This window comes from Ramlibacter lithotrophicus (assembly GCF_012184415.1).
GTDB lineage: Bacteria > Pseudomonadota > Gammaproteobacteria > Burkholderiales > Burkholderiaceae_C > Ramlibacter > Ramlibacter lithotrophicus.
Genome location: NZ_VTOX01000005.1, coordinates 223,876 through 246,391, shown reverse-complemented (window position 1 = coordinate 246,391; position 22,516 = coordinate 223,876). Strand labels below are relative to the sequence as shown.

Sequence of the window (22,516 nt, the reverse complement as noted above, 5' to 3'; positions counted from 1 at the left end):
GTGTTCGTGCCTGCGCTGGAGCCGGTGCGCGGTTTATAACAGCGGGCTGCCATGCCGCCCGCGATCCCCAGCCTTTCCCCCGTCGACGCCTGGCTGGCCGCGCGCGGGTGGGACGCCTTCGCCTTCCAGCGCCAGGTGTGGCAGGCGATCGGCGAGGGGCGCAGCGGACTGCTGCACGCGACCACCGGGTCCGGCAAGACCTACGCGGTGTGGCTCGGGATGCTGGCCGAACTCGTGCGGCGCCATCCGCCGTCGGCGCGTGCGGCCGAGCCGCTGCGCATGGTCTGGCTCACGCCGATGCGGGCCCTCGCCTCCGACACGACGCGGGCCCTGGCCGCCCCGCTGCGCGACCTCGCACCGGCCTGGACGATCGGGCAGCGTACCGGCGACACGCCCAGCGCGGAGCGCGCGCGCCAGGACCGGCGCTTCCCGACGGTCCTGGTGACGACGCCGGAGTCGCTGAGCCTGATGCTCACCCGCGAGCACGCGCGCGAGGAACTCGGGGGCGTCGAGTTCGTCGTGGTCGACGAATGGCACGAACTGCTTGGCAGCAAGCGCGGCGTGCAGGCGCAACTGGCGCTGGCCCGGCTGTGGCGATTCAACCCGCGGCTGGTCGCCTGGGGCCTGAGCGCCACGCTGGGCAACCTGGAAGGCGCGATGGCCACGCTGTGCCATCCCGGCGTGGCGGCGGGGGCGACAGCGCCGGTGCTGGTGCAGGGCCGCATCGAGAAGAACCTCGTCATCGACACGCTGATCCCGCCCGATCCCGGCAAGTATTCGTGGGCCGGCCACCTGGGCGCGCGGATGCAGCAGCCGGTGGTCGACGAGATCGCCCGCTCCGGGACGACGCTGGTCTTCACCAACGTGCGCTCGCAGGCGGAGATCTGGTACCAGCTGCTGCTGGAAGCGCGTCCCGACTGGGCCGGCGAGATCGCCCTGCACCATGGTTCGATCGACAAGGCCACCCGCGACTGGGTCGAGCAGGGCCTGAAGGACGGCCGGCTGCGGGCGGTGGTCGCCACGTCCTCGCTGGACCTCGGCGTGGACTTCCTGCCGGTGGAGCGGGTGCTGCAGGTCGGCTCGCCCAAGGGCGTGGCACGCATGATGCAGCGCGCCGGCCGCAGCGGACACGCGCCGGGCCGCGCGAGCCGCCTCACGCTGGTGCCGACCAACACCATGGAGATCATCGAGGCGGCGGCCGCGCGCGAGGCGATGCTGGCCGGGCGGGTCGAGGAAAGGCGGTCGCCGGAGAAACCGCTCGACGTCCTGGTCCAGCACCTCGTGACGGTGGCGCTGGGCGGCGGCTTTCGCGCCGACGACCTGTTCGGGGAAGTGCGCAGCGCGTGGGCTTACCGCGAGCTCACGCGCGACGAGTTCGACTGGGCGGTGGCGTTCTGCGAGCGGGGCGGGCGCAGTCTCACCGCCTATCCCGATTACCACCGCATCGTGGCGGACGAGGCCGGCGTGTACCGGGTGCCGGACCGCCAGGTGGCCAAGCGGCACCGGCTGGGCATAGGCACGATCGTGAGCGACGCCGCGATGCAGGTGAAGTGGCTCAGCGGCGGCCACATCGGCACCATCGAGGAAGGTTTCATCGCGCGGCTGCGACCGGGCGACTGCTTCTACTTCGCCGGCCGGCTGCTGGAGTTCGTCCGGGTGCGGGAGATGGCGGCCTACGTGCGCAAGGCGACGAGGAACAAGGGCACCGTGCCCACGTGGCAGGGCAGCAAGATGGCGCTGTCGGTTGAACTGGGCGATGCCGTGCAGGCGATGATGCAGCGCGGGGCCCGCGGCGATTTCGGCGAACCGGAGCTGCGGGCGGCGCGGCCGATGCTGGAGACGCAGGCGCGGCTCTCGCGGATCCCGACCCCCGAAGCGTTGCTGCTGGAGACTTTCCGCTCGCGCGAAGGCCACCACCTGTACCTGTACCCGTTTGCCGGCCGGCATGTCCACCTGGGGCTGGCGAGCCTGCTGGCCTGGCGCCTCGCGCGCGATCGGCCCAACACCTTCAGCATGTCCGTCAACGACTACGGGTTCGAGCTGGTGAGCGCCGATCCGATCGATCTCGAGCCGGTGACCAGCCGCGCGGTGTTCTCGACGGACGATCTGCTGCACGACGTGCTGGCCTCGCTCAACTCCACCGAACTGGCGCAGCGGCGCTTCCGCGAGATCGCGCGCGTCGCCGGGCTGATCTTTTCCGGCTATCCGGGCCAGCCCAGGAGCGCGCGGCAACTGCAGGCTTCGAGCGGCCTGTTCTTCGAGGTCTTCCGCAAGTACGACGAGGGCAACCTCTTGCTGGGCCAGGCGCAACAGGAAGTGCTGAGCCAGGAGCTGGAATTGACCCGCCTGCGCGCCACGCTGGAACGGCTGCTCGGCAAGAACCTCGAGCATGCGCCGTTGCGCCATCCGAGCCCGATGAGCCTGCCGCTGATGGTCGAGCGCTTCCGCGAGCAGCTCTCCACCGAACAGCTTTCCAGCCGGCTGGACCGCATCCTGCGCGACATGGAGCGGGACGACTCTTAGGGGGCTGCGGCCGCAGCCGAACGGGATGACCGGCCCCGGCTCATCACTCGCCTTCTCCTACGCCCGCTTCGGAGCGGTCCGACCGCAGCGGGGTTTGCGGCTGCCTACAGTGAGGTGATCCGTGGGGCGACATGCCCCGGAACCGACCCTGGAAGGAGAAACCATGCGAACCCATCAACGCAAGAGCCTGCTCGCCGTTTCGGCCGCCGCGCTGGCGCTGGGACTGGCCGCCTGTGACCGCGCCGACGACCGCACTGCCGCGACCCACGAGTCCGCGACCGGCCAGAACGAACAGGTGGCGCGGGACAGTCGCGACAAGACCCGCGAAACCGCGCGCGAGGCTCGCCAGGAGACCCGCGAGGCGGCTCGCGAGACGCGCAAGGACGCGCGCGAAGCCACCGCGGCTGCGGACGCATCCATGGACCGCGCCGCGCAGGACACCCGTGCCATGGGCGCTGCCGCCGCCGGCAAGGTCGACGACGCCACCATCACCGCCAAGGTGAATGCCGCGCTGGCGGCGGACCGGGAGCTGAGCGCGCTGCGGGTCGACGTCGACACGCGCGACGGCGTCGTCACCCTCAGCGGTCCGGCCCCGACGGCCAGCGCCAAGGAGCGGGCCGCGGAACTGGCGCTCAAGGTCAAGGGCGTGGCTTCGGTGAACAACCAGCTCACGATCAGGGCCGGCTGACGGAGCGCCGATGTGCAACAGGGCCGCCTCCGGGCGGTCCTCTCCACCGGGTCCGGCGGACTCAGCGGGCCGCTGCCTGCGCCTGGCAGCTTCCCGCCACCTGCTCGCCGGCCGGCCGCGACTCGATCAGGTCGTGGACGAAGCGCAGCTTCTCGAGGGCCCGTCCGCTGAGCGCGAACGGATAGGCGTCGTCCTGGCCGAGGCTGCGATTGAGGCTGTTGAGGAGGAGCGTGAGCGGAACCCACTGCTCGACGAGGCGATGGAAGTCGGCGGTGCCGGCGTCGAACGGATTGATGACCTGCTCCACGTCGTGCGCCGCCTGGCCGGGAAGGGCCAGCCTGGTGTTGTAGGAGGACGCGGTCTCCAGCAGGTCTACCATGTGCAGGTAGTGCGCCCAGGTCTCGGCCCAGTCCTCCCACGGGTGCGAAGTCGCATAGGCGCTGACGTGACGCTCCTGCCAGCCGGGCGCCGCGCCGCCGGCCGCGTAATAGGCATCGAGCGCCTGGCCGTAGTCGATGCGCTCGTCGCCGAACATCGCCCGGAAATCCCCGGTGCGCCCGCCTTCGAGGATCAGGCGGTCCCAGTAGTAGTGGCCCGACTCGTGCCGCAGGTGGCCGAGCAGCGTGCGATACGGCTCATGCAGGGCGATACGCCGGGCGACGCGCTCGGCGTCGTCCGCCTCGGCGACGTTGAGCGTGATCACGCCTTCGCAGTGGCCGGTCAGCACCTGCTGCCCCGGCAGGTCGGCGAGGAACTCGAAAACCGGCCCGTCGCGCTCGCTGCCGGGCGGCTCCACCGCCACCAGTCCGAGCCTGGCGAGGGTGTAGAACAGCCGCCGCTTGGCGACCTCGATGCGGTACCAGCGGTCGCGGTTCCGCGGCACGGACAGGTCCGGCAGGATCCGGGTCTGCCGGCACGAGACGCAGAGCGGGTTCGGATCGTCCGCCGGGACGGCGAAGTTGCACGCCTGGTGTTCCGTGTTGTTGCTGCACAGCCGGTAGTTGCGGCTCCCGGCCTCGCGCCCCTCGGCGGCTCGCCGGCGCCAGGTCCCCTCGACACCCCCGACCGGCTCGATGGCGGCCAGCGCCAGCCGGTCGGGCAGGAACGCCAGCGCGCTGCCGCAGCGCAGGCATTGCACGTTCTCGAAAAAGAGCGGCTGGCCGCAGTGGTCGCAGTCGAAGGTCTTCATGCGGCTGGAGGCTGGAGGCTGAAGATGGGGGCGGCGGAGGGGCTGGGCCCGCAAGCAAAAAGCGGACGACCCTCGCGAGCCGCCCGCTCTTGCACCGAAGCCGGGCTTTGCCCTGGCCCCTGGTCTCGCAGCCGCTTACGGCCGGACCGCCAGGTTGTTCTGCACTTCGCGCACGCCCTTGGTGTTGCGCGCGATGTATTCCGCCTTCGCCTTTTCGGCATTCGACTTCGCAAAGCCGGACAGCTGCACCGTGCCGTTGAGCGTCTGCACCTTGATGGCGCCGGCGTCCACGGTCTTGTCCTCGACGAACTTGGCCTTGACGGCGGTCGTGATGGCGGTGTCGTCCACGTAGCCGCCGACCGAGGTCTGGCCGCGGATCACCGAGCAGCCCGTGCCGAGCACGGTGGCGCCGGCGAGCAGTGCGAACGCCAGCGCGCGTGTGTATTTGATTGCCTTCATGAGGTTCTCCCTTCCTTGATTGGGTGGTTGAGCGGTGCCGAAGCTTCCCAAAGACTCCCCGGGGCGACGGCACCACCCGCTCCGGCTTGTTTACCTTGCTAGACCGGCGGCTCGCCGTCCTCCTTGCCGAAGTCGGCGCCTGCCATCGCGGACATCACCACGCTGGAGAGCTGCGACGACTTGACGATCGCGACAATGAGGCCGGTCACCGAAATCAGCCGCCAGGGGCGCACGACCATGAAGACCGCGCCGACCGCGGCGGCAATGCCCAGGTACTGCACGGGTTTGCGGGCCGCATACGAGGACAGCGCGGGCGTCACCAGCTCGAGGCCCATGCTGGCCGGATGGTGGCGCCACCAGCTGCGCGCGACGTGCTGCGCGTGCTGCAGCCAGCCGGCCGGACTGCGGCGGCCGCCATTCCGGGCCCGCGGCCGGTCGGTCCGTTCCCCGTCCTGCGCATCCTGCTGCGGATCGGCGTAGCGCTCGGCGCCACGATGCTCGTGGCGGCGTTCGCGCCCTTGCAGGTGCGCGATGATCGCAAGGCGCGTGGCTGCCAGCTTGTCGGCGGCGTCGCTCATGCGGGCCTCTTGCACATGAAGGTGGACGATGGCCGCGCGGCGGCCGCGGGTGGCGGGCGGTGCTGGCGGGCACCGCTCATGTGCGCGCTCCGATGGTTCGCAGCGCCTGGGCGTCCGCGTCCAGCTGCGCCTTCAGCTCGGTGAACGCCCTGGAAGGCAGCTTCTGGCGCGCCACGTTCGCGGCGACCCCGGCCACCACCAGCGCCACCGCCGGTGTCAGCACCAGCGACCAGTGGAAGCCGTGGATCGCGCCGAGCATGACGGCCACGCCCACGAGCAGGAAGAAGACGATCAGCGCCACGAGCGCGATGCCACCGGCGATCACGCGCCTGGCGACCTGCAGGCCGACAGTCGACGCCTCTTCCTGCACCAGCGCCGCATAGCCCGCGACATGGTCCACGACCAGTTCGGGACGCGTGATCAGCACGGAGAAGATCGGATGGACCATGCCTGCCTCGAGCCCGCGGTTCAGTAGTAGTAGCGCTTGTTGCGGCGCATGGCCAGCAGCAGCGCGGCGACGCCGGCGCCCACGGCGGCGGCAATCAAGGCCGACTTCACCGGCTGGTCGCTCACGTAGCGGCCGGTGGCGTGCGCATAGTCGCCCAGGTGGCGCCCGGCCCGCGCCGTGACGTCTCCCATGCTGCTGGCGCTCTTGCTGGCGAGCCCCTTCACGCCCGTGCCCAGGCCCCGTACCCGGTCGATCGCCTGCGCCGCGATCTCCTTGGTCGTGCCGAGCGCCCGTTCGGTCATGCCATGCGCCTCGTCGGCGGCGGCGGAGGCATGGAGTTCTTTGCTGCGGGTCGAAAACATGGTGGCTGGTCCTCTCGGTGGTTGGTGGAATGCGGTGGCTAGCCCTTGCGGCCGAAGCTCGCGACGAAGGCCACGATGGCCATGATCACGAACACGAAAAACAGGATCTTGGCGATGCCTACGGCCCCGGCGGCGATCCCGCCAAAGCCGAAGAGGGCGGCCACGAGCGCGATCACGAGGAAGACTATGGCGTAGTGCAACATCACGAACTCCTTGGGCCGCGGCCGGTGTGGGGGCGTCGCCGAACGCCTGCGCCAAGGGTAGTGGGTGCCGTCAGCCGCCCCTGATCAGCGGCAGGCGTGACTGCATGTCGGTAGGCGGGACCCGCGCGTGTAGGAACCGGCCTACGGCGAAAAAGGCGCTGTCGGACAAACTCGGCAGCAGTCAGGCGGCAGTGAGCACCGGCTTCGGCAGGACCGCCGAGATCCGGCTGCCTTTGCCCGGCGTCGACACCACCGTCAGGCGGCCGCCCGCGGCTTCCACCCGGTGCCGCATGCCGGCCAGGCCGTGGGTCGACGGGCGGATGTCCGCGACGTTGAAGCCCTTGCCGTCGTCGCCGATCTCCACCTCGACGTGGTTGTCGTGGTTCTGGAGCGTGATCGCCACGTGCCTGGCCTCGGCGTACTTGCCCACGTTGGTGAGCGACTCCTGCACCAGCCGGTAGACGGTGAGCTGGCGCGGCTCGTCCAGCTGCACCGACTCGAGTTCCGAGGTGACTTCGATCCCCGAACGTTCGGAGAACTCGCGCGCCAGGATCTCCAGCGACGCCGTGAGCCCCAGGTTGGACAGCGAAGAAGGCCTCAGGTCCTCGATGATGCGGCGCTTGAGCGCGATGCCGCTGTTCAGGGCGTCGGTCAGGTGCTGCAGCCGCTGCGCCACCTCGGGGCTCAACTGGGTGCCCAGCCGCGACTTCAGCCGGGCCACGTCCAGCTTGGCCGCGGTGAGCAGCGCCCCGAGCTCGTCGTGCAGTTCGCGCGCGAGGTGGCCGCGCTCCTCTTCGCGCACCTGCTGCAGGTGGGTGGCCAGTTCGGCGAGCGTCGCCGTGCGCTCGCGCACCTGGCGCTCCAGCAGGTCGCGCTCCTGCTGCAGGATCTTCTGCTGCTGTTCGCCCGCCCGCTCCAGCGCGGTGGTCTGCCGCAGGTAGAGATAGAACGCGAGCAGGCCAGCCATCGCCACGGCCGCGATGCCGATGCGCGAGAGCAGCAGCGACCTGCGCACCTGCACCTGGCTGACCTCCATGCGTCCCGTCGCTGCGGTGATGAGCCGCGTCGCCTGCTCGCGGATGGCGTCCATATGCTCCTTGCCGACGTCGGTCATCAGCACGAACTTCCACGCGTCCTCGTTGCCCTGCTTGCGCATCCGCACCGACAGGTCCATCTCCGCCAGCTTGCGCTGCACGTTGCGCGTGAGCTGGCCCAGGATCGCGTGCTCGTCGGCGCTGGGCGCGTAGATCACGCGCAGCGCATCGAGCTGCTGCCCGATCTCCGCCACGGCGGCGTTGTAGGGCTCCAGGTAGCGCGGATCGCCGGTCAGCAGGTAGCCGCGCGACCCGGTCTCGGCGTCGAGCACGTGCTGGAGCACACGGTTGAGCGAGGCGCGCGTGCGCGACGCCTCGGCGATATGGTCGAGCGCCTTGGTCGACTGGTTGAAGCCGGTCTCGTTGATGCCGATGAGGACCACCGAGGCGAGCAGGGCCAGCGCCAGGCCGATGCCCGTCTTCGGCATCGAGAAGCTGCGCAGGAACCTCAGCACGCCACGTTCTCCCCGATGTGCCTAGAATCCGTATGAGCCATCACTGAAGGGTAGGCCTTTTCAGCTGGAAGTTGGGCACAATGCCCTGAACTTGAACGCGAAAGAGAACAGACATGATCAAAGTCGGCATTGTCGATGACCACGCGATCGTCCGCTCGGGGTTGAAGCAGTTCTTCTCCGAACAGGTCGACCTGCGCGTGGTGGGCGAGGCCGCCAGCGGCCGTGAAGCGATCGACCTGGTGCGCACCACCGAGCTCGATGTTCTCGTCATGGACCTGTCGATGCCGGGGCAAAGCGGCATCGACGCGCTGGGCATGATCCGCGCCAAGGCACCGGACGTCGGCATCCTGATCCTCTCCGGGTATCCCGAGGAGCATTACGCGATGAACCTGATCCGGCAGGGCGCCAGCGGCTACCTGAACAAGGAATGCGAGCCGATGGAGATCGTCAACGCGATCCGCACCATCGCGCTGGGACGGCGCTACATCTCGCCGGCCGTCGCCGAACTGCTCGCGCAGCAACTCAATCGCAAGGAAGGCGGCGCGCCCCACGAGCAGCTGTCCGAGCGCGAGTTCCAGGTGTTCCTCAAGCTCGCCAAGGGCGAGACCGCCGGCGACATCGCGAAGGCGCTGTCCCTGAGCGTCAAGACCGTCAGCACCTACCGCACGCGGCTGATGGAGAAGATGAGCCTCGCGTCGAACAGCGACCTGACGTACTACGCGTTGAAGAACAAGCTGATCGACTGAGGTTCGATCAGGCATCGGGCCGCGGTCCTTCCGACTGCACGATGCAGTACTCCACCAGCGCGTCGATCTCGTTGGACTTGTCGAACACCGCATCGGCGCCCAGCTGCAGGCAGCGCTTGCGCATGTCCGCCGTCGCATAGTTGCTGAGCACGACCACGCGCTGGTCGTGCCCGCGGGCGCGGCAGGCTTCGAGCACGCCGAGGCCGCTTCCCTGCTTGAGGAACAGGTCCACGATCGCCAGGTCCCAGCCCGACCCGTGGCCGGTGAGCCAGTTCGTCGCATCGCCTTCGGTTTCCGCCCAGCCCAGCGCCTTGATGGAGGCCAGTTCTTCCAGCGCGCCGATCAGGTTCTCGCGAATCGTGGCATTGTCTTCGACGATATAGGTGCGCAATTCCACAGTGGGTCAGTTCAGGGCCTGGGCCGCATGGCTTTGTTGGTGTCGTGCCGGCGCCGGGGCCGTCCGTCTTCGCGAGCGTCCCACCTCGTGCTCCGCCCCATTGTGCCAGCGGGCCCGGCGGCGCGCGGTAGGAGCAATCCTACAGGCTCGCCGTAGGCCGCTGCTGACAGGATCTGCCGCGAGGTGCCGACCAGGCAGCCGCCCGCGGCCGCGCACACTTGCCGCAGACTCGGGAACGATGCGCGATGAGACTGCTGGTTCAATCTGCAATGATCTTCTTCGGCACGCTGATGGCGGCCGGACTGCTGGCGCTGGGCGAGCCGCAGGCGACAGCTTCCTTCGCGACGCAGGGCGGCGGCGAGCCCGGCACGCTCGTGGTGCTGCAGGGCTCCTGGCCCGAACCGGCGGCCGCTGCGTCCGCGCGCTGAGAGCCGCATGGATGCCGCTGCCACGCACCGCGCGCCCCGGGGCCGCCCCCTGTGGGCCGGGGTCGTCGTGCTGGCGGCGCTGCTCGGGCTGCTGATCGCCTTCTTTCCATGGGACGTGCTGCGCGGTCCCCTCAACCGCTACGTCACCGAAAAGACCGGCCGCCACTTCGAGATCACGCGCCGCCTCGACGTCAAGCTCGGGGCGACGACTCGCATCCTTGCCGACGGCCTCGAGTTCGCCAACCCCGAGTGGGCCCGCGATCCGATGCTGGTGAAGGCGCAGGGCGCGGAAGTCCAGATCGAACTGCTGCCGCTGCTCAGGCGCCGCGTCGTGATGCCGCTGGTCGCGCTGCGCGAGCCGCAGCTGGGACTGCAGATCGAGCCCGATGGCCGTCGCAGCTGGGCGCTCGGCCGCGACACCGGGGACCCGGCGAACCTGCCCGAGATCGGCGCGCTGGCGGTGGACCAGGGCAGCGTGCATTTCGTCGCCAGCGAGCACGGCGCCGACATCCGGGCCGACTTCACCGTCGCCGGGCCGTTGCGGCTGGCGCCGCAAGCCGCGTCGTCCGGCGCCGGCGCCGCGCAGCCGGGTGCGTCGGCCGAAGCCGCGCTGCCTCTCGCTTTCGTCGCGAAGGGCACTTGGCAGAAGGAGCCGTTCACGGCCCGCGGCCGGACCGGCAACGTGCTGTACCTGCGCGAGGCGCTGCAGCAGCCGTTCCCGGCCGAACTCGAGGCGACGGCGGCGAACACGACCTTGCGCGCCAAGGGCTCGATCGCGAGCCTGGCCAGCCTGGAAGGCGCGGACGCCTCGTTCACGATCCAGGGCAAGGACCTGCAGGAGCTGTACCAGCTGGTTGGCATGGTGCTGCCCGCGACGCCGCGCTATTCCCTGCAGGGACGCCTGTCCAAGCAGGACGAGGTGTGGCACATCCGGCAGATCGACGGCAAGCTGGGCAACTCCGACCTGCGCGGCGAGCTGGCATTCGACCGCCGCGTGGCGGTACCGGTGCTGACCGGCAAGCTCGAATCGAGGACCCTCGATTTCGTGGACCTGGCACCGCTCGTCGGCCTGCAGGAGCAGCCACGCAGCGCCGCGGGCGTGCCGCAGGTCAAGGGCAGGCGGCCGGCGCCGGTGCGCACGGCGGCGGGCACCAAGGTGCTGCCCACCGCCGAACTGGACGTCGACCGGTTGCGGCGGATGAACGCCGACGTCACCTACCGGGCGGCCCGGATCACCCACGTCGAGAAGTTGCCGCTGGACCGGATGAGCGTGCACGTGCGGCTCAAGGACGGCGTGCTCGATCTCGACCAGATGAACCTGGGCGTGGCGGGGGGCAGCCTCGCCGGCCGCGTCCGCATCGACGGCGCCAAGGACCCGGCGGTGGCCGAGGTGCGCCTCGATGCGAGGTCGCTGCAGCTCGCCCGGCTCTTTCCGAATGCGAAGCTGACCAAGGCGAGCGTCGGCCGCATCCACGGGGACATCGACCTGAAGGGCCGCGGCAACACGGTGGCGAAGATGCTGGCGACGTCGGATGGCGCCGTGGCGCTGTTGATGGGAAGCGGCCGGATCAGCAACCTGCTGATGGAGATCGCCGGCATCGACGGCGCCGAGATCATCAAGTTCTTCATGCAGGGCGACGAGAACGTGGAACTGCGCTGCGCCGCGGCCGCGTTCGACGTCAAGGACGGCCTGATGACCAGCCGCGCGGTGGTCTTCGACACCAGCGACACGGTGATCTACGGCAGCGGCGCGATCAGCCTGGCCACCGAGGCGATGGACTTCACGCTGCGGCCCTATCCCAAGGACATGAGCATCCTGAGCCTGCGCTCGCCGCTGAAGGTGGGCGGTACCTTCGCCAGACCGCAGGCCGGCCCGGACAAGGGCGCACTGGCCGCGCGCGGCGGGTTCGCGCTGGCCCTGGGCGCGGTCAACCCGCTGCTGGCGCTGGCCGCCACCATCGAGACCGGCCCCGGCGAGAACGCCAACTGCGGACCTGCCTTGCGCGAGGCGTCGTCGGCCTACCAGGCGGCGCGCATCGCGGTGATGAACCAGCCGCCCGAAGTGAAGGACGACACGAAAAAGAAGGGCTTGCTGTCGCGCATCCTCGGCGGCCCGAACGACAAGGAGCCGGCGACACAGGACGTGCCGGCGCCGACCGGCCGCGAGCGCCAGGGCGCCGCGTCGGCGCCCGCGCCGCAAGCCGGCCAGGAGCGCGGCCCCCACGCGCCCGGCTCGCCCGGCAAGCCGTACGGGCCCTAGCAGCGCTCTCAGGGCTAACACCAGCCTCGGCACCCGCCGCGCCGCGCATCATGGTGGGGCGAGGAGAACCGCCATGCCCGACATCACGCAACTCACGGCCACGCAGTTACTGGCCCGTTTCCGCGACCGCAGCCTGTCGCCGGTCGACGCGACCGCCGCCTGCCTGGCGCGCATCCGCGAGGCCGATCCCGCGCTGCGGGCCTTCTGCTGGATCGACGAGGAGCCGGCGCTGGCAAGCGCCCGCGCCAGCGAACAGCGCTGGCAACGCGGCGCGCCGTGCGGGCCGCTCGACGGCGTGCCGGTCGCGATCAAGGACCTGATCCTCACGCGCGGCATGCCGACCCTGCGCGGCTCGCGCACGGTGGATGCGAGCCAGCCCTGGGAGGTCGACGCGCCCGTGACGGCCCGCCTGCGCGAAGCCGGGGCGGTGATCCTGGGCAAGACCACGACGCCGGAGTTCGGCTGCAAGGGAGAAACGAATTCGCCGCTGACCGGCATCACGCGCAATCCATGGGACCTGGCCAGGACCAGCGGTGGCTCCTCCGGGGGGACGGCCGCGGCGGTCGCGGCCGGCATGTGCCCGATCGCGATCGGCACCGACGGCGCCGGCAGCGTGCGCATCCCGGCGGCGTTCTGCGGCAACTTCGGCCTCAAGCCGAGTTTCGGGCGGGTGCCGGCCTATCCGCTGTCGCCGTTCGGCAGCGTCGCCCACCTCGGGCCGCACACGATGAGCGTGGCCGACGCGGCGCTGGCGATGAACGTGATGAAGCGGCCCGACGCCCGCGACTGGACGTCGCTGCCGCCCGACGACAGCGATTACACCGCCGGCCTGGATGACGGCATCCGCGGGCTGCGCATCGCGTTCTCGCCGGCCCTTGGCTACGCTACCGTCGATCCCGAGGTGGCGGCCGCGGTGCGGGCCGGCGTCGACCGGCTGGCGACGCTCGGCGCGCAGGTGAGGGAGGTGGACCCGGGTTTCGACGATCCGCTGGAGATCACCACCGGGCTGTGGTTCGTCGGCGCGTGGACGGTGTGGAACACCCTGACCCGCGAGCAGCAGGCGGTGACCGATCCGGACTTCCGAGCCGAAGCGGAACTCGGCGCCGGCTACAGCGCGCTCGACGTGCAGCGGCTGAACCTGCGGCGCGGCGAGCTTGGTTCGCGCATGCGGCAGTTCATGCTGGATTACGACCTGCTGGTCACGCCGGCCGTCGCGGTGCCCGCGTTCGAGGCGAGGCCCGCCGGGCACAGCCGGATGGATCCGGAGGCGATGCTGGGGTGGACGCCTTTCAGCTATCCGTTCAACCTGACGCAGCAGCCGGCGTGCACGATCCCGTGCGGATTGACGTCGGCTGGGTTGCCGATCGGACTGCAGATCGTCGGGCCCATGTTCGGCGACGCGCTGGTGCTGCGGGCGGCGCGCGCGTACGAGCAGGTGCAGCCGATCGCCCGCCCGCCTCTGACGCCGCCGGACTCGCGGGGTTGAAAGCGGACCTCCGTACGCAGAGGACGCCAAGGCCACGCAGAGGACGCCTCCTTCGCGACCTCTGTGAATGGGTGTCCGTATTCAGCGTCCCCCGCACACCGGGCACGACGGATTGCGCGGCACCCGCACCTCGTGCCACTCCATGCTCCGCGCATCCAGCATCTGCAGCCGTCCTGCCATCGGCGTTCCGGCGCCGCTCAGCAGCTTGAGCGCCTCGGCGGCCTGCACGGCGCCGACGATGCCCACCAGCGGCGCGAACACGCCCATCGTGGCGCAGCGCGTCTCCTCGAAATCGTCGGCCGGAGCGAACAGGCACGCGTAGCACGGCGACTTCGCGTCGCGCGTGTCGTACACCGTCACCTGCCCGTCGAAGCGGATCGCCGCGCCCGACACCAGCGGCCGCCCGTGCTTCACGCAGGCGGCGTTGATCATGTGACGGGTGCCGAAGTTGTCGCTGCAGTCGATCACCACGTCCGCCGGCGGCACCAGTTCGTCGAGCAGCGCGGCATCCGCGCGCGCCGTGATCGCCCGCACCACGGGCTCCGGATTGATCGCCGCGATCGCCTCGCGCGCCGACTCGGTCTTGGGCCGGCCGACCCGGGCGAGGTTGTGGGCGACCTGGCGCTGCAGGTTCGTGAGATCCACGACGTCGTTGTCGACCAGCGTGATGCGGCCCACGCCGGCGGTGCCGAGGTACAGCGCCACCGGCGAGCCGAGGCCGCCCGTGCCGATCACCAGCGCGTGGCCCGCCAGCAGGCGCTCCTGGCCTTCCACGCCCAGCTCCTCCAGCAGGATGTGGCGCGAGTAACGCAGCAACTGTTCGTCGGTCATCCGCGCATTGTGGCGGAAGCACGGCCCGCGCCGGCCGGCACCGGTGTATAGCCGCCTCCGGCTGGTGGCTGCCGTGCAAGCGCTTGATTTCATTGCACATTGCCGCGGGCCGCCCGCGGCGGTGCATGGCGCGCATGTACTTCGCCGCCCGCGAGCGGTTCCGGCCCGGAGCCGCTTCGCGCATCCAAGTCCTTGATTCCACAAGCAAAACCACGCGCGGTCCGGAACTGGCACGGCTGATGCATCTGTCATGGCAAAGAGAGCAACCGAGGGACACCATGAACCACAAGGCCAGGATCCTGATCGTCGACGACGAAGAAGTCGTCCGCCACAGTTTCTCGCGGGCGCTGGCGACGACCGACTGCCAGGTGAAGGCGGTGTCGAGCTGGACGCAGGTCGCGGAAACGCTGGGCGCGGAGCCGTATGACGTGGTGCTGCTGGACCTGCGGATGCCCGACCTCGACGGGATCACCGTCCTGCGCGCCGTCAAGCAGCGCTGGCCGACCAGCGAGGTGATCATCATCACCGGCTATCCCACGCTGGAGACCGCCAAGGAGGCGGTCGCGCTCGGCGCCTATGACTATCTTGCCAAGCCCGTCGATCCCGAGCAGGTGATCGAGGCTTCCAACGCCGCGATGCAGCACAAGCGCTGGGCCCTGCACGAGGCCGGCGGCGAACACGACGACAGCGAAGGGGCCGCAGCGGCCGCTTCGTCCAGCCAACCCGTTTCTTTCTCCAGGAGGGCATCATGAGTGCACTGCGCAAGGTATTGGTCGTCGACGACGACCCGGTGGTCGGCAAGAGCTTCAACCGCGTCCTGTCCGGCAAGGGCTACATCGTGGTGACGGCCGAAGACGGCTACGAGGCCCTGCAGAAGCTGCAGTCGGAACACTACGACATGGTGTTCACGGACCTCAGGATGCCTGGGATGGATGGCGTCGAGGTGGCCGAGAAGGTGAAGGCCCGGCAGCCGTGGACGCCGGTCGTGATCGTCACCGGCTACGGCAGCGGCAAGAGCGAGGAGCGCGCCCGCGCGGCGGGCGTCTCCGAGTTCCTGCACAAGCCGCTGTCGCCCGAGATGATCGAGGCGTCCGCCGCCAAGGCGCTGGAGCCGGCGCCGCCCGCGGTGGTGACGGCCGCCCCGGCGGCTGCGGTGCCCGCGGCGCCGGTGCGCAAGCACGGCACGCTGGTCAACATGCTGCTGTTCCTGTCGGCGCCCTTCATCGGCCTGCTGTACGCGGTCCTGCTGCCGTTCGTCGGCCTCGGGATGCTGGCGTGGATCGGCGGCAAGGCGGCGATGGAGTCGCCTAAGGTGCGCGAGGGCTTCGCCTTCGCGAAGTTCATGACCAAGCTGGCGTTCGCGCCGTTCATCGGCCTCGGCTACGTCATCGCGTATCCTTTCGTGGGGCTCGCGCTGCTGGCATGGACCGGGGCCAGGGCACTCACGGGCGCGCACGCCGCGAAGTGACGAAACGGCGGGCGGCCGGCACCGAACGGGGACTTCATGACCAGTGTCCGAACGACCTCCCGCAGCGCCGACCGCCGGCGCCGCTGCGATGCCTTCCTGGGCGTCGCCGCGGCGCTGGCTTTTTCCCTGTTCGGGCTGGCGGCGCAGGCGGCACCCGCCGCCGCCCTGTCCGACGAGGACCGGGCCTGCCTCGCATGCCATGCGAAGCCCCAGCTGGCCAAGCAGCTTGGCAATGGCGAGAAGCTGTCGCTGCACGTCGCCGGCAAGCCGTTCGCGCAGTCGGTGCACGGCGAGGAAGGCTGCGCCGCCTGCCACTCGGGGCTGGAAGACGGCCACGACAAGCAGGGCAGGACGATCGCCAGCCGCCGCGTGCTTGCCACCGAGCTGATGGAGCAGTGCCGCGACTGCCACAAGAAGACGACGAAGCAGTACGAGGACAGCGTGCACTCGGCGCTGGTCCGCGCGGGCAGCGACAAGGCTCCGTTGTGCACGGACTGCCACAACCCGCATGCGACCCGTTCGGCCAAGGAACAGGACAGCGGCCGGGCCTTGGCCGCGCCATGCGCCAAGTGCCATGACGGCATCAGCCGCGCGTTCGCCGACAGCGTGCACGGGCAGCTGGGCGGCGAGGAAGCGCTGGTGTGCAAGGACTGCCACCGCACCCACGACGTGAAGGCCGCGGCACTCGGCGACCACCTGAAGAACCAGTGCGTCTCGTGCCACAAGGACGTGGCGGCCACCCATGCGCAGTGGCTGCCGAACACGCCGCGGCACCTGGAGGCGATCTCGTGCCCCGCCTGCCATTCGCCGGGCACCACGCGCCGCGTCAACCTGCGGCTGTACGAAGGCGCCGCGCCGCACCAGGCCGGCAAGGTGGGCGTGCCCACGTTCGAGAAGAGCCGCGCCGCCGGCAGCGCCAATGCCGGGCTGGATGGGCGCGCGCTGTGGAGCCTGCTGCAGGAATTCAACCAGGACGGCGCGGCCGTCAAGACCGTGGTCCGCGGCCGGCTCGAAGTCCAGACCGGCGTGCAGGCCCACCAGCTCGGCGCGAAGGCGCTGGCGGTCGCGGACTGCGACACCTGCCATCGCCGCGGTGCGGCATCGTTCCAGGCCGTGACGGTGAGCATGGCGGGGCCGGACGGGCGGCCGCTGCGGCGCGAGGCGAGCCAGGGCATCCTGACCTCGATCGAGTCGGTCGGCGCCGTCGGCGGCTTCTATGCAATCGGCAGCACGCGCATCGTGCTGCTGGACGTGCTGCTGGTGCTGGCCGTGGCCGGCGGCATCCTGCTGCCGGGCGCCCACCTGGCGGCCAAGCTGTACTTCAGGCGGCAGCGCGAACGCAAGGCGCTCGAAGCGGCGTCCGCCGCGCGACAGGACGATCGGAGCACATCATGAGCAGGGTCTACGTCAATCCGCTGCCCGTCCGCATCTGGCACTGGGCCAACGCGCTGATGTTCATCATCCTGATCGTGACCGGGGTGCAGATCCGCTACCTGGACCTCTTCAGCCTGATGTCATTCCGCACCGCCGTCGTGGTGCACAACTGGGTGGCCTTCGCGCTGATCGCCAACTTCTTCATCTGGCTGCTGTTCTACCTGTTCTCGGACAGGAACAAGGCCTACCACCCCGAGTTCAACATCGTCAAGCTGGCCGACCAGTCGCTCAAGCAGATGCTGTACTACGGGTACGGGATGTTCCGCGGCGAGCCCAATCCGCACCACATCGACCCGTACAACAAGTTCAACCCGCTGCAGCGCATGCTCTACCAGATCCTGATGCTGTTCCTGCTGCCGCTGCAGTTCGCCACCGGCCTGATGCTGTGGGACGTCAAGCGCTTCCAGCCGTACATCGACATGGTCGGCGGGGTGCGGGTGGTCGACACGGTGCACGTGCTGATCTTCATCTTCTTCGTCTTCTACATGTTCTTCCATCCGTACCTGGCCACGCTGGGCCACACGCCCACCGCCCACATCAAGGCCATGATCACGGGGTACGAGGAAGAGCACGAGGAATGCGACGCGCCGGTGGCGCCGGCCGCCGAAGGCGCCGCCAAGGCGTGACGGGGTTGGGGCGGGCCTGGGGAGGCCCCGCCCGGCGGGCGGAGCCCGGACGGCAGGGGATGCCGCCGGGCTCTCAGCCTTCGGCGACGGGGTCGCGCCCCATCAGGGCCGCGACCGCGCCCGAGGGCGCGAGCTCGCCATCGAGCAGCGCGACGACGGCCCTGGCGATCGGCATCTCGACGGCCAGGTGCCTCGCGCGACGCACGACCGCCCTGGCGCAGTAGACGCCCTCGGCCACGTGGCCCAGCGAATCGACGGCCTGCTGCAAGGTCGCGCCCTGGGCCAGCAGCAGCCCGACGCGGCGGTTGCGGCTCAGGTCGCCGGTGGCCGTGAGGACCAGGTCGCCCAGCCCGGAAAGGCCCATGAAGGTCTCCGGACGGGCTCCGAGCGCCACGCCCAGCCGCGTCATTTCCGCCAGGCCGCGGGTGATCAGCGCCGCGCGGGCGTTCAGGCCCAGGGCCAGGCCATCGCACAGCCCGGTGGCGATCGCCAGCACGTTCTTCACGGCGCCGCCGATCTCGACCCCGGCGACGTCGTCGTTGCCATAGACGCGCAACTGCGGACTGTGGAAGGCGGCCACGAGGGCGTCGCGCACGACGGCGCTGTCGCTGGCGGCCACCAGCGCCGTGGGCTGGCCGCGCGCCACTTCGAGCGCGAAGCTGGGTCCGCTGAGGATGCCGGCCTGCAGGCCGGGCGCGACCTGGGCCTTGACTTCGTGGCCCAGCAGCCCGTCGGCATCGCCGACGGGCGCCTCGAAGCCCTTGCACAGCCAGGCGACCGGCCCCGGATGCTGCCGCAGGTGGGTCAGCATCTCCCGCAGTCCCGCCATGGGCGTCGCGACGATGGACAGGTCACTGCCGCCCGCCAGCCGGGGAATGACGTGCGCACCGCCGGTGGCGGCGGCCAGTGCCGGCGGCAGGGCGATGCCGGGCAGGTAGCGCCGGTTCTCGCGCTCGCGGTCGATCGCCGCCGCCTGCGCCGGGTCGCGGGCCCACAGGGTGACCTCGTGCCGGCGCGCGGCGGAGACGGCCAGCGCCGTGCCCCACGCGCCGGCGCCGAACACCGCGATCTTCATGGCGCCGGACCGGACGGCTTCAGGCGGTGGTGATGATGCCGGAGGGCTGCTCGGCCTGCGCCTGCTGCTGTTGCTCGAACATCGCCTGGAAGTTGATCTCGGCCAGGTGCACGGGCGGGAAGCCGGCGCGGGTCACGATGTCGGACACGTTGCTGCGCAGGTAGGGGTAGACGATCTGCGGGCAGGCGATACCCATCACGGCGTTCATCTGTTCGGCCGGGACGTTGCGGATCTCGAAGATGCCGGCCTGCTTGGCTTCGACCAGGAACACCGTGCGGTCCTTGATCTTGGTGGTGACGGTGGCCGTCACGGCCACCTCGTACACGCCGTCGGCGGCCTGCTGGGCCTCGACGCCGAGCTGGATGTCCACGGAAGGCTGTTCCTGTTCCAGCAGGATGGCCGGCGAATTGGGCTGCTCCAGGGACGCCTCCTTCAGGTAGACGCGCTGGATCTGGAACACGGGATCGTTGGACTGTTCGGCCATGGTTTCTCTTCCTGTCAATGCGAGCGAAAGCCCGCCGGCGGCGGCCGAAGCGGGCTGGATGGGGGATTATCTCAGGGCGGGCGGACCGGCCCGCGGGCGCGGCGCCCGGGTCAGGACGACTGGCCGTTCAGCAGCGGGACCAGCCCGCCCTGGCCGTCCAGGGCCATCAGGTCGTCGCAGCCGCCGACGTGGGTGTCGCCGATGAAGATCTGCGGCACCGTGCGGCGGCCGGTGAGCTCCATCATCTTCATCCGCTCTTCCGGCTGGGTGTCGACGCGGATCTCCTCGATGGCATCGACCCCGCGGGCTTTGAGGATCTGCTTGGCGCGAATGCAGAAAGGGCAAACGGCCGTGGTGTACATCTTGACGGGCTGCATGGAATTCCTGTGTGTGGGTCCGACCGCGCTGCGGGCGCCGGTTCAGGCCTTCTCGACCGGGAGGTTAGCTTCTTTCCAGGCCTTCATCCCGCCGGCCAGCACTTGGGCCTTTTCGTAGCCCAGTCTCTTGGCCGTGGCCAGCGCGCGGTTGGCGCGCATGCCGCTGGCGCACACCAGGATCACCGGCACGGTCTTGTTCTTCACGACCTCCGGCAGCCGCTGCTCGAACTCGCCCAGCGGGACGTTCCTGGCGCCCGTGACGTGTCCGGCGGCGAATTCGTCGGCTCCGCACACGTCGACGACCACCGCCCGCTCCCGGTTGATGAGCTGGACGGCGCCCGCCGCGGATACGCCGCGCACGGCCCCGCCCTGGACGGCGGGCCACAGCAGCATGGCGCCGGAGACGAATGCCACCGAGATGAGCATCCAGTTGTCGATGATGAATTTCATGGTTCCTTGGGGAATGCGGCTTGCAGGTGAACCCGCAATTCTAAAATGCCGGGTTCCGCACCGCACACCGAGGGCCCTCTCACCCATGCACAAGCTCGTCCTGATCCGCCACGGCGAATCGACCTGGAACCTGGAAAACCGCTTTACCGGCTGGACCGACGTGGATCTCACGCCGCTCGGACTGGAGCAGGCCGTGCAGTCCGGCCGGCTGCTCAAGGCGGAAGGCTGGGACTTCGACCTGTGCTACACGAGCGTCCTCAAGCGTGCCACCCGCACGCTGTGGCACGTGCTCGACGAGATGGACCGCACCTGGCTGCCGGTGGTGCACTCCTGGCGCCTGAACGAGCGCCATTACGGCGCGCTGCAGGGCCTCAACAAGGCGGAAACCGCCCGCAAGTTCGGCGACGAGCAGGTGCTGGTCTGGCGCCGCAGCTACGACGTGCCGCCGCCGGCCCTGGACGAGGGCGACCCGCGCTGGGAGCGCGGCGACCGGCGCTACGAGCAGGTGCGCCCCGAGGACTTTCCGCGCACCGAGTGCCTCAAGGACACCGTGGCGCGCGTGCTGCCGTTCTGGAACGAGGCCATGGCACCGGCGATCAGGTCGGGCCAGCGCGTGCTGGTGGCGGCCCACGGGAACTCGATGCGGGCGCTGGTGAAATACCTGGACGGGATCTCCGACCAGGAGATCGTCGGCCTCAACATCCCGAACGGCATTCCGCTGGTGTACGAACTGGACGAGCAGCTCAGGCCGTTGCGGCACTATTACCTGGGTGACCCCGAGGCGGCCGCGAAGGCCGCCGCGGCCGTGGCGGCGCAGGGCAAGGCCTGACGGCGGCGACGGCACTGGGGAAAACCAGGGTAAAGCTCAGGTAAACGCGAAGTTTTCGTACATCTGGACGGCGCGGGCGGGAACCACGGGGGAACCGCTGCGTCAGAGCAGCTTCTCAGGTGTATATTTTCCGAACGCTGCAAGGACTGGACCCCTTTTTCCCATGAGCCACAAACTGAAGATTGCCGGCTGGATTTCCGTGGGCGCCTTGGCCGGCGCGCTGACGACCGTTTCCCTGCAGACGGTCGCCCGTGGTTCGCTGGCGCCGTTGCCGCTGGAGGAGCTGCAGCAGCTTGCCGCCGTGTTCGGGATGATCAAGAGCGACTACGTCGAGCCGGTCGACGAGAAGAAGCTGATCACCGATGCGATCGCCGGCATGGTGGCCAGCCTCGATCCCCATTCGCAGTATTTCGACAAGAAGTCGTTCAAGGAATTCCGCGAAGGCACTTCCGGCCGCTTCGTCGGCGTCGGCATCGAGATCTCGCAGGAGGACGGCCTGGTCAAGGTGGTGTCCCCGATCGAGGGCTCGCCGGCCTACCGCGCCGGGCTCAAGCCCAACGACCTGATCACCAAGATCGACGATACCGTGGTCAAGGGCCTGTCGCTCTCCGACGCCGTCAAGCGCATGCGCGGCGAGCCGAACACCAAGGTCATGCTGACCATCTTCCGCAAGGACGAGAACCGCAGCTTCCCGGTGACGATCACCCGCGAGGAGATCAAGACCCAGTCGGTCAAGGGCAAGCTGATCGAGCCGGGCTACGGCTGGATCCGGCTGTCGCAGTTCCAGGAGCGCACCGTGGACGACTTCGTGCGCAAGGTTGAGGAGCTGTACAAGGCCGAGCCGAACCTCAAGGGCATGGTCCTCGACCTGCGCAACGACCCGGGCGGCCTGCTCGATGCGGCCGTGGCGGTCTCGGCGGCCTTCCTGCCGGAGAACGTCACCGTGGTTTCGACCAACGGCCAGCTGTCGGAAAGCAAGTTCGTCTACAGGGCCGCGCCCGAGTACTACCAGCGCCGCGCCGGCGCCGATCCGCTGCGCCGCCTGCCGGCTGCGCTGAAGACGGTGCCGCTGGTGGTGCTGGTCAACGAGGGGTCGGCCTCGGCCAGCGAGATCGTCGCCGGGGCGCTGCAGGACCACAAGCGCGCCACGGTCCTGGGCAGCCAGACCTTCGGCAAGGGTTCGGTGCAGACCGTGCGCCCGCTGGGCCCGGACACCGGCCTGAAGCTGACCACCGCGCGCTACTACACGCCCAACGGCCGGTCGATCCAGGCCAAGGGCATCGTGCCGGACGTGCTGGTCGACGAGACCGAGGAAGGCAACATCTTCTCGGCCCTGCGCACCCGCGAGGCCGACCTGGAGAAGCACCTGATGAGCGGCCAGGGACCCGAGACCAAGGATCCGGTGCGCGAGAAGGCGCGCGAGGAAGCGCGCAAGCGGGCCGAGGAAGAGGCCAAGAAGCCGGTGGCCGACCGCAAGATGCCCGAGTTCGGCAGCGACAAGGACTTCCAGCTGGTGCAGGCGCTGAACCAGCTCAAGGGCCGCCCGGTCCTGATCAGCAAGACCCAGATCGTCGAGCGCAAGGACGAGAAGAAGGAAAACTGAGTCGCGGCGGCCGGCGGGCCGCG

Annotated in this window: 25 protein-coding genes; 12 read left to right on the top strand and 13 right to left on the bottom strand. The window is 69.7% G+C overall.

The window, feature by feature from the left end; all coding sequences use genetic code 11:
* Positions 1-51 precede the first annotated feature (51 nt).
* Both RAMLITH_RS15740 and RAMLITH_RS15735 read left to right on the top strand, forming a co-directional pair.
* A complete protein-coding gene (locus RAMLITH_RS15740; protein ID WP_168108380.1) occupies positions 52-2,523 on the top strand; it encodes a ligase-associated DNA damage response DEXH box helicase in 2,472 nt (823 codons plus the stop codon).
* A gap of 163 nt (positions 2,524-2,686) precedes the next feature.
* Positions 2,687-3,211 carry a BON domain-containing protein gene (locus RAMLITH_RS15735; protein WP_168108379.1) on the top strand — a complete coding sequence of 175 codons (525 nt, stop codon included), beginning with the start codon at positions 2,687-2,689 and terminating at the stop codon, positions 3,209-3,211.
* A gap of 61 nt (positions 3,212-3,272) precedes the next feature.
* On the opposite strand, the gene RAMLITH_RS15730 is transcribed toward RAMLITH_RS15735, so the two are convergent.
* The 7 genes from RAMLITH_RS15730 to RAMLITH_RS15700 form a co-directional block, all read right to left on the bottom strand.
* The gene (locus RAMLITH_RS15730) at positions 3,273-4,400 is read right to left on the bottom strand and encodes a zinc-binding metallopeptidase family protein (RefSeq protein ID WP_168108378.1); all 1,128 of its coding nucleotides are present in this window, start codon (positions 4,398-4,400) and stop codon (positions 3,273-3,275) included.
* 135 nt (positions 4,401-4,535) lie between these two features.
* The gene (locus RAMLITH_RS15725) at positions 4,536-4,850 is read right to left on the bottom strand and encodes a BON domain-containing protein (RefSeq protein WP_168108451.1); all 315 of its coding nucleotides are present in this window, start codon (positions 4,848-4,850) and stop codon (positions 4,536-4,538) included.
* 107 nt (positions 4,851-4,957) lie between these two features.
* Positions 4,958-5,437 (bottom strand): hypothetical protein, encoded by a 480-nt coding sequence (locus tag RAMLITH_RS15720; RefSeq protein WP_168108377.1) that lies wholly within the window; start codon positions 5,435-5,437, stop codon positions 4,958-4,960.
* Between the two features lie 76 nt (positions 5,438-5,513).
* Positions 5,514-5,885, bottom strand: coding sequence for a phage holin family protein (locus tag RAMLITH_RS15715; protein WP_168108376.1), 372 nt, complete (start codon positions 5,883-5,885; stop codon positions 5,514-5,516).
* A gap of 20 nt (positions 5,886-5,905) precedes the next feature.
* Positions 5,906-6,247 (bottom strand): hypothetical protein, encoded by a 342-nt coding sequence (locus RAMLITH_RS15710; RefSeq protein WP_168108375.1) that lies wholly within the window; start codon positions 6,245-6,247, stop codon positions 5,906-5,908.
* A 38-nt stretch (positions 6,248-6,285) separates the two neighbouring features.
* Entirely contained in the window at positions 6,286-6,450 is a 165-nt protein-coding gene (locus tag RAMLITH_RS15705) for a DUF1328 domain-containing protein (protein WP_168108374.1), read from the bottom strand.
* Between the two features lie 181 nt (positions 6,451-6,631).
* Positions 6,632-7,972, bottom strand: a complete 1,341-nt coding sequence (locus tag RAMLITH_RS15700; protein ID WP_168108450.1) for a CHASE3 domain-containing protein — start codon at positions 7,970-7,972, stop codon at positions 6,632-6,634.
* Positions 7,973-8,112: 140 nt separating this feature from the next.
* On the opposite strand from RAMLITH_RS15700, the gene RAMLITH_RS15695 reads away from it, so the two are divergent.
* On the top strand, positions 8,113-8,745 hold the full coding sequence (locus RAMLITH_RS15695) for a response regulator (RefSeq protein WP_013902425.1): 633 nt from the start codon (positions 8,113-8,115) through the stop codon (positions 8,743-8,745).
* Between the two features lie 7 nt (positions 8,746-8,752).
* On the opposite strand, the gene RAMLITH_RS15690 is transcribed toward RAMLITH_RS15695, so the two are convergent.
* Entirely contained in the window at positions 8,753-9,142 is a 390-nt protein-coding gene (locus RAMLITH_RS15690; protein WP_168108373.1) for a response regulator, read from the bottom strand.
* Positions 9,143-9,387: 245 nt separating this feature from the next.
* Here RAMLITH_RS15690 and RAMLITH_RS15685 point away from each other — a divergent pair, with 245 nt between their 5' ends.
* The 3 genes from RAMLITH_RS15685 (at position 9,388) to RAMLITH_RS15675 (ending at position 13,316) form a co-directional block, all read left to right on the top strand.
* On the top strand, positions 9,388-9,570 hold the full coding sequence (locus RAMLITH_RS15685; RefSeq protein WP_168108372.1) for a hypothetical protein: 183 nt from the start codon (positions 9,388-9,390) through the stop codon (positions 9,568-9,570).
* A gap of 7 nt (positions 9,571-9,577) precedes the next feature.
* The gene (locus RAMLITH_RS15680; protein ID WP_168108371.1) at positions 9,578-11,830 is read left to right on the top strand and encodes an AsmA family protein; all 2,253 of its coding nucleotides are present in this window, start codon (positions 9,578-9,580) and stop codon (positions 11,828-11,830) included.
* A 73-nt stretch (positions 11,831-11,903) separates the two neighbouring features.
* Complete coding sequence (locus RAMLITH_RS15675; RefSeq protein ID WP_168108370.1) at positions 11,904-13,316, top strand: amidase; 1,413 nt, start codon at positions 11,904-11,906, stop codon at positions 13,314-13,316.
* 81 nt (positions 13,317-13,397) lie between these two features.
* Here RAMLITH_RS15675 and RAMLITH_RS15670 read toward each other — a convergent pair whose 3' ends face one another.
* Positions 13,398-14,147 carry a HesA/MoeB/ThiF family protein gene (locus RAMLITH_RS15670; protein ID WP_168108369.1) on the bottom strand — a complete coding sequence of 250 codons (750 nt, stop codon included), beginning with the start codon at positions 14,145-14,147 and terminating at the stop codon, positions 13,398-13,400.
* Positions 14,148-14,425: 278 nt separating this feature from the next.
* Between RAMLITH_RS15670 and RAMLITH_RS15665 the strand changes: the two genes are divergently transcribed.
* From RAMLITH_RS15665 to RAMLITH_RS15650, 4 genes are read left to right on the top strand one after another with little or no spacing between them, the layout of a single operon-like run.
* A complete protein-coding gene (locus tag RAMLITH_RS15665; protein WP_168108368.1) occupies positions 14,426-14,899 on the top strand; it encodes a response regulator in 474 nt (157 codons plus the stop codon).
* Complete coding sequence (locus tag RAMLITH_RS15660) at positions 14,896-15,615, top strand: response regulator (protein WP_168108367.1); 720 nt, start codon at positions 14,896-14,898, stop codon at positions 15,613-15,615. Before RAMLITH_RS15665 ends, RAMLITH_RS15660 begins: the two co-directional genes overlap by 4 nt.
* A 36-nt stretch (positions 15,616-15,651) precedes the next feature.
* The gene (locus tag RAMLITH_RS15655) at positions 15,652-17,010 is read left to right on the top strand and encodes a cytochrome c3 family protein (RefSeq protein WP_168108366.1); all 1,359 of its coding nucleotides are present in this window, start codon (positions 15,652-15,654) and stop codon (positions 17,008-17,010) included.
* Positions 17,007-17,675: a cytochrome b/b6 domain-containing protein gene (locus tag RAMLITH_RS15650; RefSeq protein ID WP_168108365.1), complete on the top strand. Its 669-nt coding sequence runs from the start codon at positions 17,007-17,009 to the stop codon at positions 17,673-17,675. Before RAMLITH_RS15655 ends, RAMLITH_RS15650 begins: the two co-directional genes overlap by 4 nt.
* A 73-nt stretch (positions 17,676-17,748) precedes the next feature.
* Here RAMLITH_RS15650 and RAMLITH_RS15645 read toward each other — a convergent pair whose 3' ends face one another.
* From RAMLITH_RS15645 to RAMLITH_RS15630, 4 genes are all read right to left on the bottom strand, one after another.
* Positions 17,749-18,750, bottom strand: coding sequence for an NAD(P)H-dependent glycerol-3-phosphate dehydrogenase (locus RAMLITH_RS15645; protein WP_168108364.1), 1,002 nt, complete (start codon positions 18,748-18,750; stop codon positions 17,749-17,751).
* Between the two features lie 19 nt (positions 18,751-18,769).
* Complete coding sequence (secB, locus tag RAMLITH_RS15640) at positions 18,770-19,234, bottom strand: protein-export chaperone SecB (RefSeq protein WP_168108363.1); 465 nt, start codon at positions 19,232-19,234, stop codon at positions 18,770-18,772.
* A 110-nt stretch (positions 19,235-19,344) separates the two neighbouring features.
* The gene (gene grxC, locus RAMLITH_RS15635; RefSeq protein ID WP_168108362.1) at positions 19,345-19,611 is read right to left on the bottom strand and encodes a glutaredoxin 3; all 267 of its coding nucleotides are present in this window, start codon (positions 19,609-19,611) and stop codon (positions 19,345-19,347) included.
* Between the two features lie 42 nt (positions 19,612-19,653).
* Positions 19,654-20,061, bottom strand: a complete 408-nt coding sequence (locus RAMLITH_RS15630) for a rhodanese-like domain-containing protein (RefSeq protein ID WP_168108361.1) — start codon at positions 20,059-20,061, stop codon at positions 19,654-19,656.
* 85 nt (positions 20,062-20,146) lie between these two features.
* On the opposite strand from RAMLITH_RS15630, the gene gpmA reads away from it, so the two are divergent.
* Positions 20,147-20,890: a 2,3-diphosphoglycerate-dependent phosphoglycerate mutase gene (gene gpmA, locus RAMLITH_RS15625; RefSeq protein WP_168108360.1), complete on the top strand. Its 744-nt coding sequence runs from the start codon at positions 20,147-20,149 to the stop codon at positions 20,888-20,890.
* Between the two features lie 163 nt (positions 20,891-21,053).
* Positions 21,054-22,493, top strand: a complete 1,440-nt coding sequence (locus tag RAMLITH_RS15620; protein ID WP_168108359.1) for a S41 family peptidase — start codon at positions 21,054-21,056, stop codon at positions 22,491-22,493.
* The last annotated feature ends 23 nt before the right edge of the window (positions 22,494-22,516 follow it).

Coding starts and splice junctions, on each gene's coding strand:
- RAMLITH_RS15630 (WP_168108361.1), bottom strand. CDS start 20,061: ATGAAATTCATCATCGACAACTGGATGCTCATCTCGGTGGCATTCGTC.
- RAMLITH_RS15620 (WP_168108359.1), top strand. CDS start 21,054: ATGAGCCACAAACTGAAGATTGCCGGCTGGATTTCCGTGGGCGCCTTG.
- RAMLITH_RS15685 (WP_168108372.1), top strand. CDS start 9,388: ATGAGACTGCTGGTTCAATCTGCAATGATCTTCTTCGGCACGCTGATG.
- grxC (WP_168108362.1), bottom strand. CDS start 19,611: ATGCAGCCCGTCAAGATGTACACCACGGCCGTTTGCCCTTTCTGCATT.
- RAMLITH_RS15735 (WP_168108379.1), top strand. CDS start 2,687: ATGCGAACCCATCAACGCAAGAGCCTGCTCGCCGTTTCGGCCGCCGCG.
- RAMLITH_RS15665 (WP_168108368.1), top strand. CDS start 14,426: ATGAACCACAAGGCCAGGATCCTGATCGTCGACGACGAAGAAGTCGTC.
- RAMLITH_RS15700 (WP_168108450.1), bottom strand. CDS start 7,972: ATGCCGAAGACGGGCATCGGCCTGGCGCTGGCCCTGCTCGCCTCGGTG.
- RAMLITH_RS15710 (WP_168108375.1), bottom strand. CDS start 6,247: ATGTTTTCGACCCGCAGCAAAGAACTCCATGCCTCCGCCGCCGCCGAC.
- RAMLITH_RS15680 (WP_168108371.1), top strand. CDS start 9,578: ATGGATGCCGCTGCCACGCACCGCGCGCCCCGGGGCCGCCCCCTGTGG.
- RAMLITH_RS15720 (WP_168108377.1), bottom strand. CDS start 5,437: ATGAGCGACGCCGCCGACAAGCTGGCAGCCACGCGCCTTGCGATCATC.
- RAMLITH_RS15730 (WP_168108378.1), bottom strand. CDS start 4,400: ATGAAGACCTTCGACTGCGACCACTGCGGCCAGCCGCTCTTTTTCGAG.
- RAMLITH_RS15650 (WP_168108365.1), top strand. CDS start 17,007: ATGAGCAGGGTCTACGTCAATCCGCTGCCCGTCCGCATCTGGCACTGG.
- secB (WP_168108363.1), bottom strand. CDS start 19,234: ATGGCCGAACAGTCCAACGATCCCGTGTTCCAGATCCAGCGCGTCTAC.
- RAMLITH_RS15670 (WP_168108369.1), bottom strand. CDS start 14,147: ATGACCGACGAACAGTTGCTGCGTTACTCGCGCCACATCCTGCTGGAG.
- RAMLITH_RS15675 (WP_168108370.1), top strand. CDS start 11,904: ATGCCCGACATCACGCAACTCACGGCCACGCAGTTACTGGCCCGTTTC.
- RAMLITH_RS15715 (WP_168108376.1), bottom strand. CDS start 5,885: ATGGTCCATCCGATCTTCTCCGTGCTGATCACGCGTCCCGAACTGGTC.
- RAMLITH_RS15695 (WP_013902425.1), top strand. CDS start 8,113: ATGATCAAAGTCGGCATTGTCGATGACCACGCGATCGTCCGCTCGGGG.
- gpmA (WP_168108360.1), top strand. CDS start 20,147: ATGCACAAGCTCGTCCTGATCCGCCACGGCGAATCGACCTGGAACCTG.
- RAMLITH_RS15660 (WP_168108367.1), top strand. CDS start 14,896: ATGAGTGCACTGCGCAAGGTATTGGTCGTCGACGACGACCCGGTGGTC.
- RAMLITH_RS15645 (WP_168108364.1), bottom strand. CDS start 18,750: ATGAAGATCGCGGTGTTCGGCGCCGGCGCGTGGGGCACGGCGCTGGCC.
- RAMLITH_RS15705 (WP_168108374.1), bottom strand. CDS start 6,450: ATGTTGCACTACGCCATAGTCTTCCTCGTGATCGCGCTCGTGGCCGCC.
- RAMLITH_RS15740 (WP_168108380.1), top strand. CDS start 52: ATGCCGCCCGCGATCCCCAGCCTTTCCCCCGTCGACGCCTGGCTGGCC.
- RAMLITH_RS15655 (WP_168108366.1), top strand. CDS start 15,652: ATGACCAGTGTCCGAACGACCTCCCGCAGCGCCGACCGCCGGCGCCGC.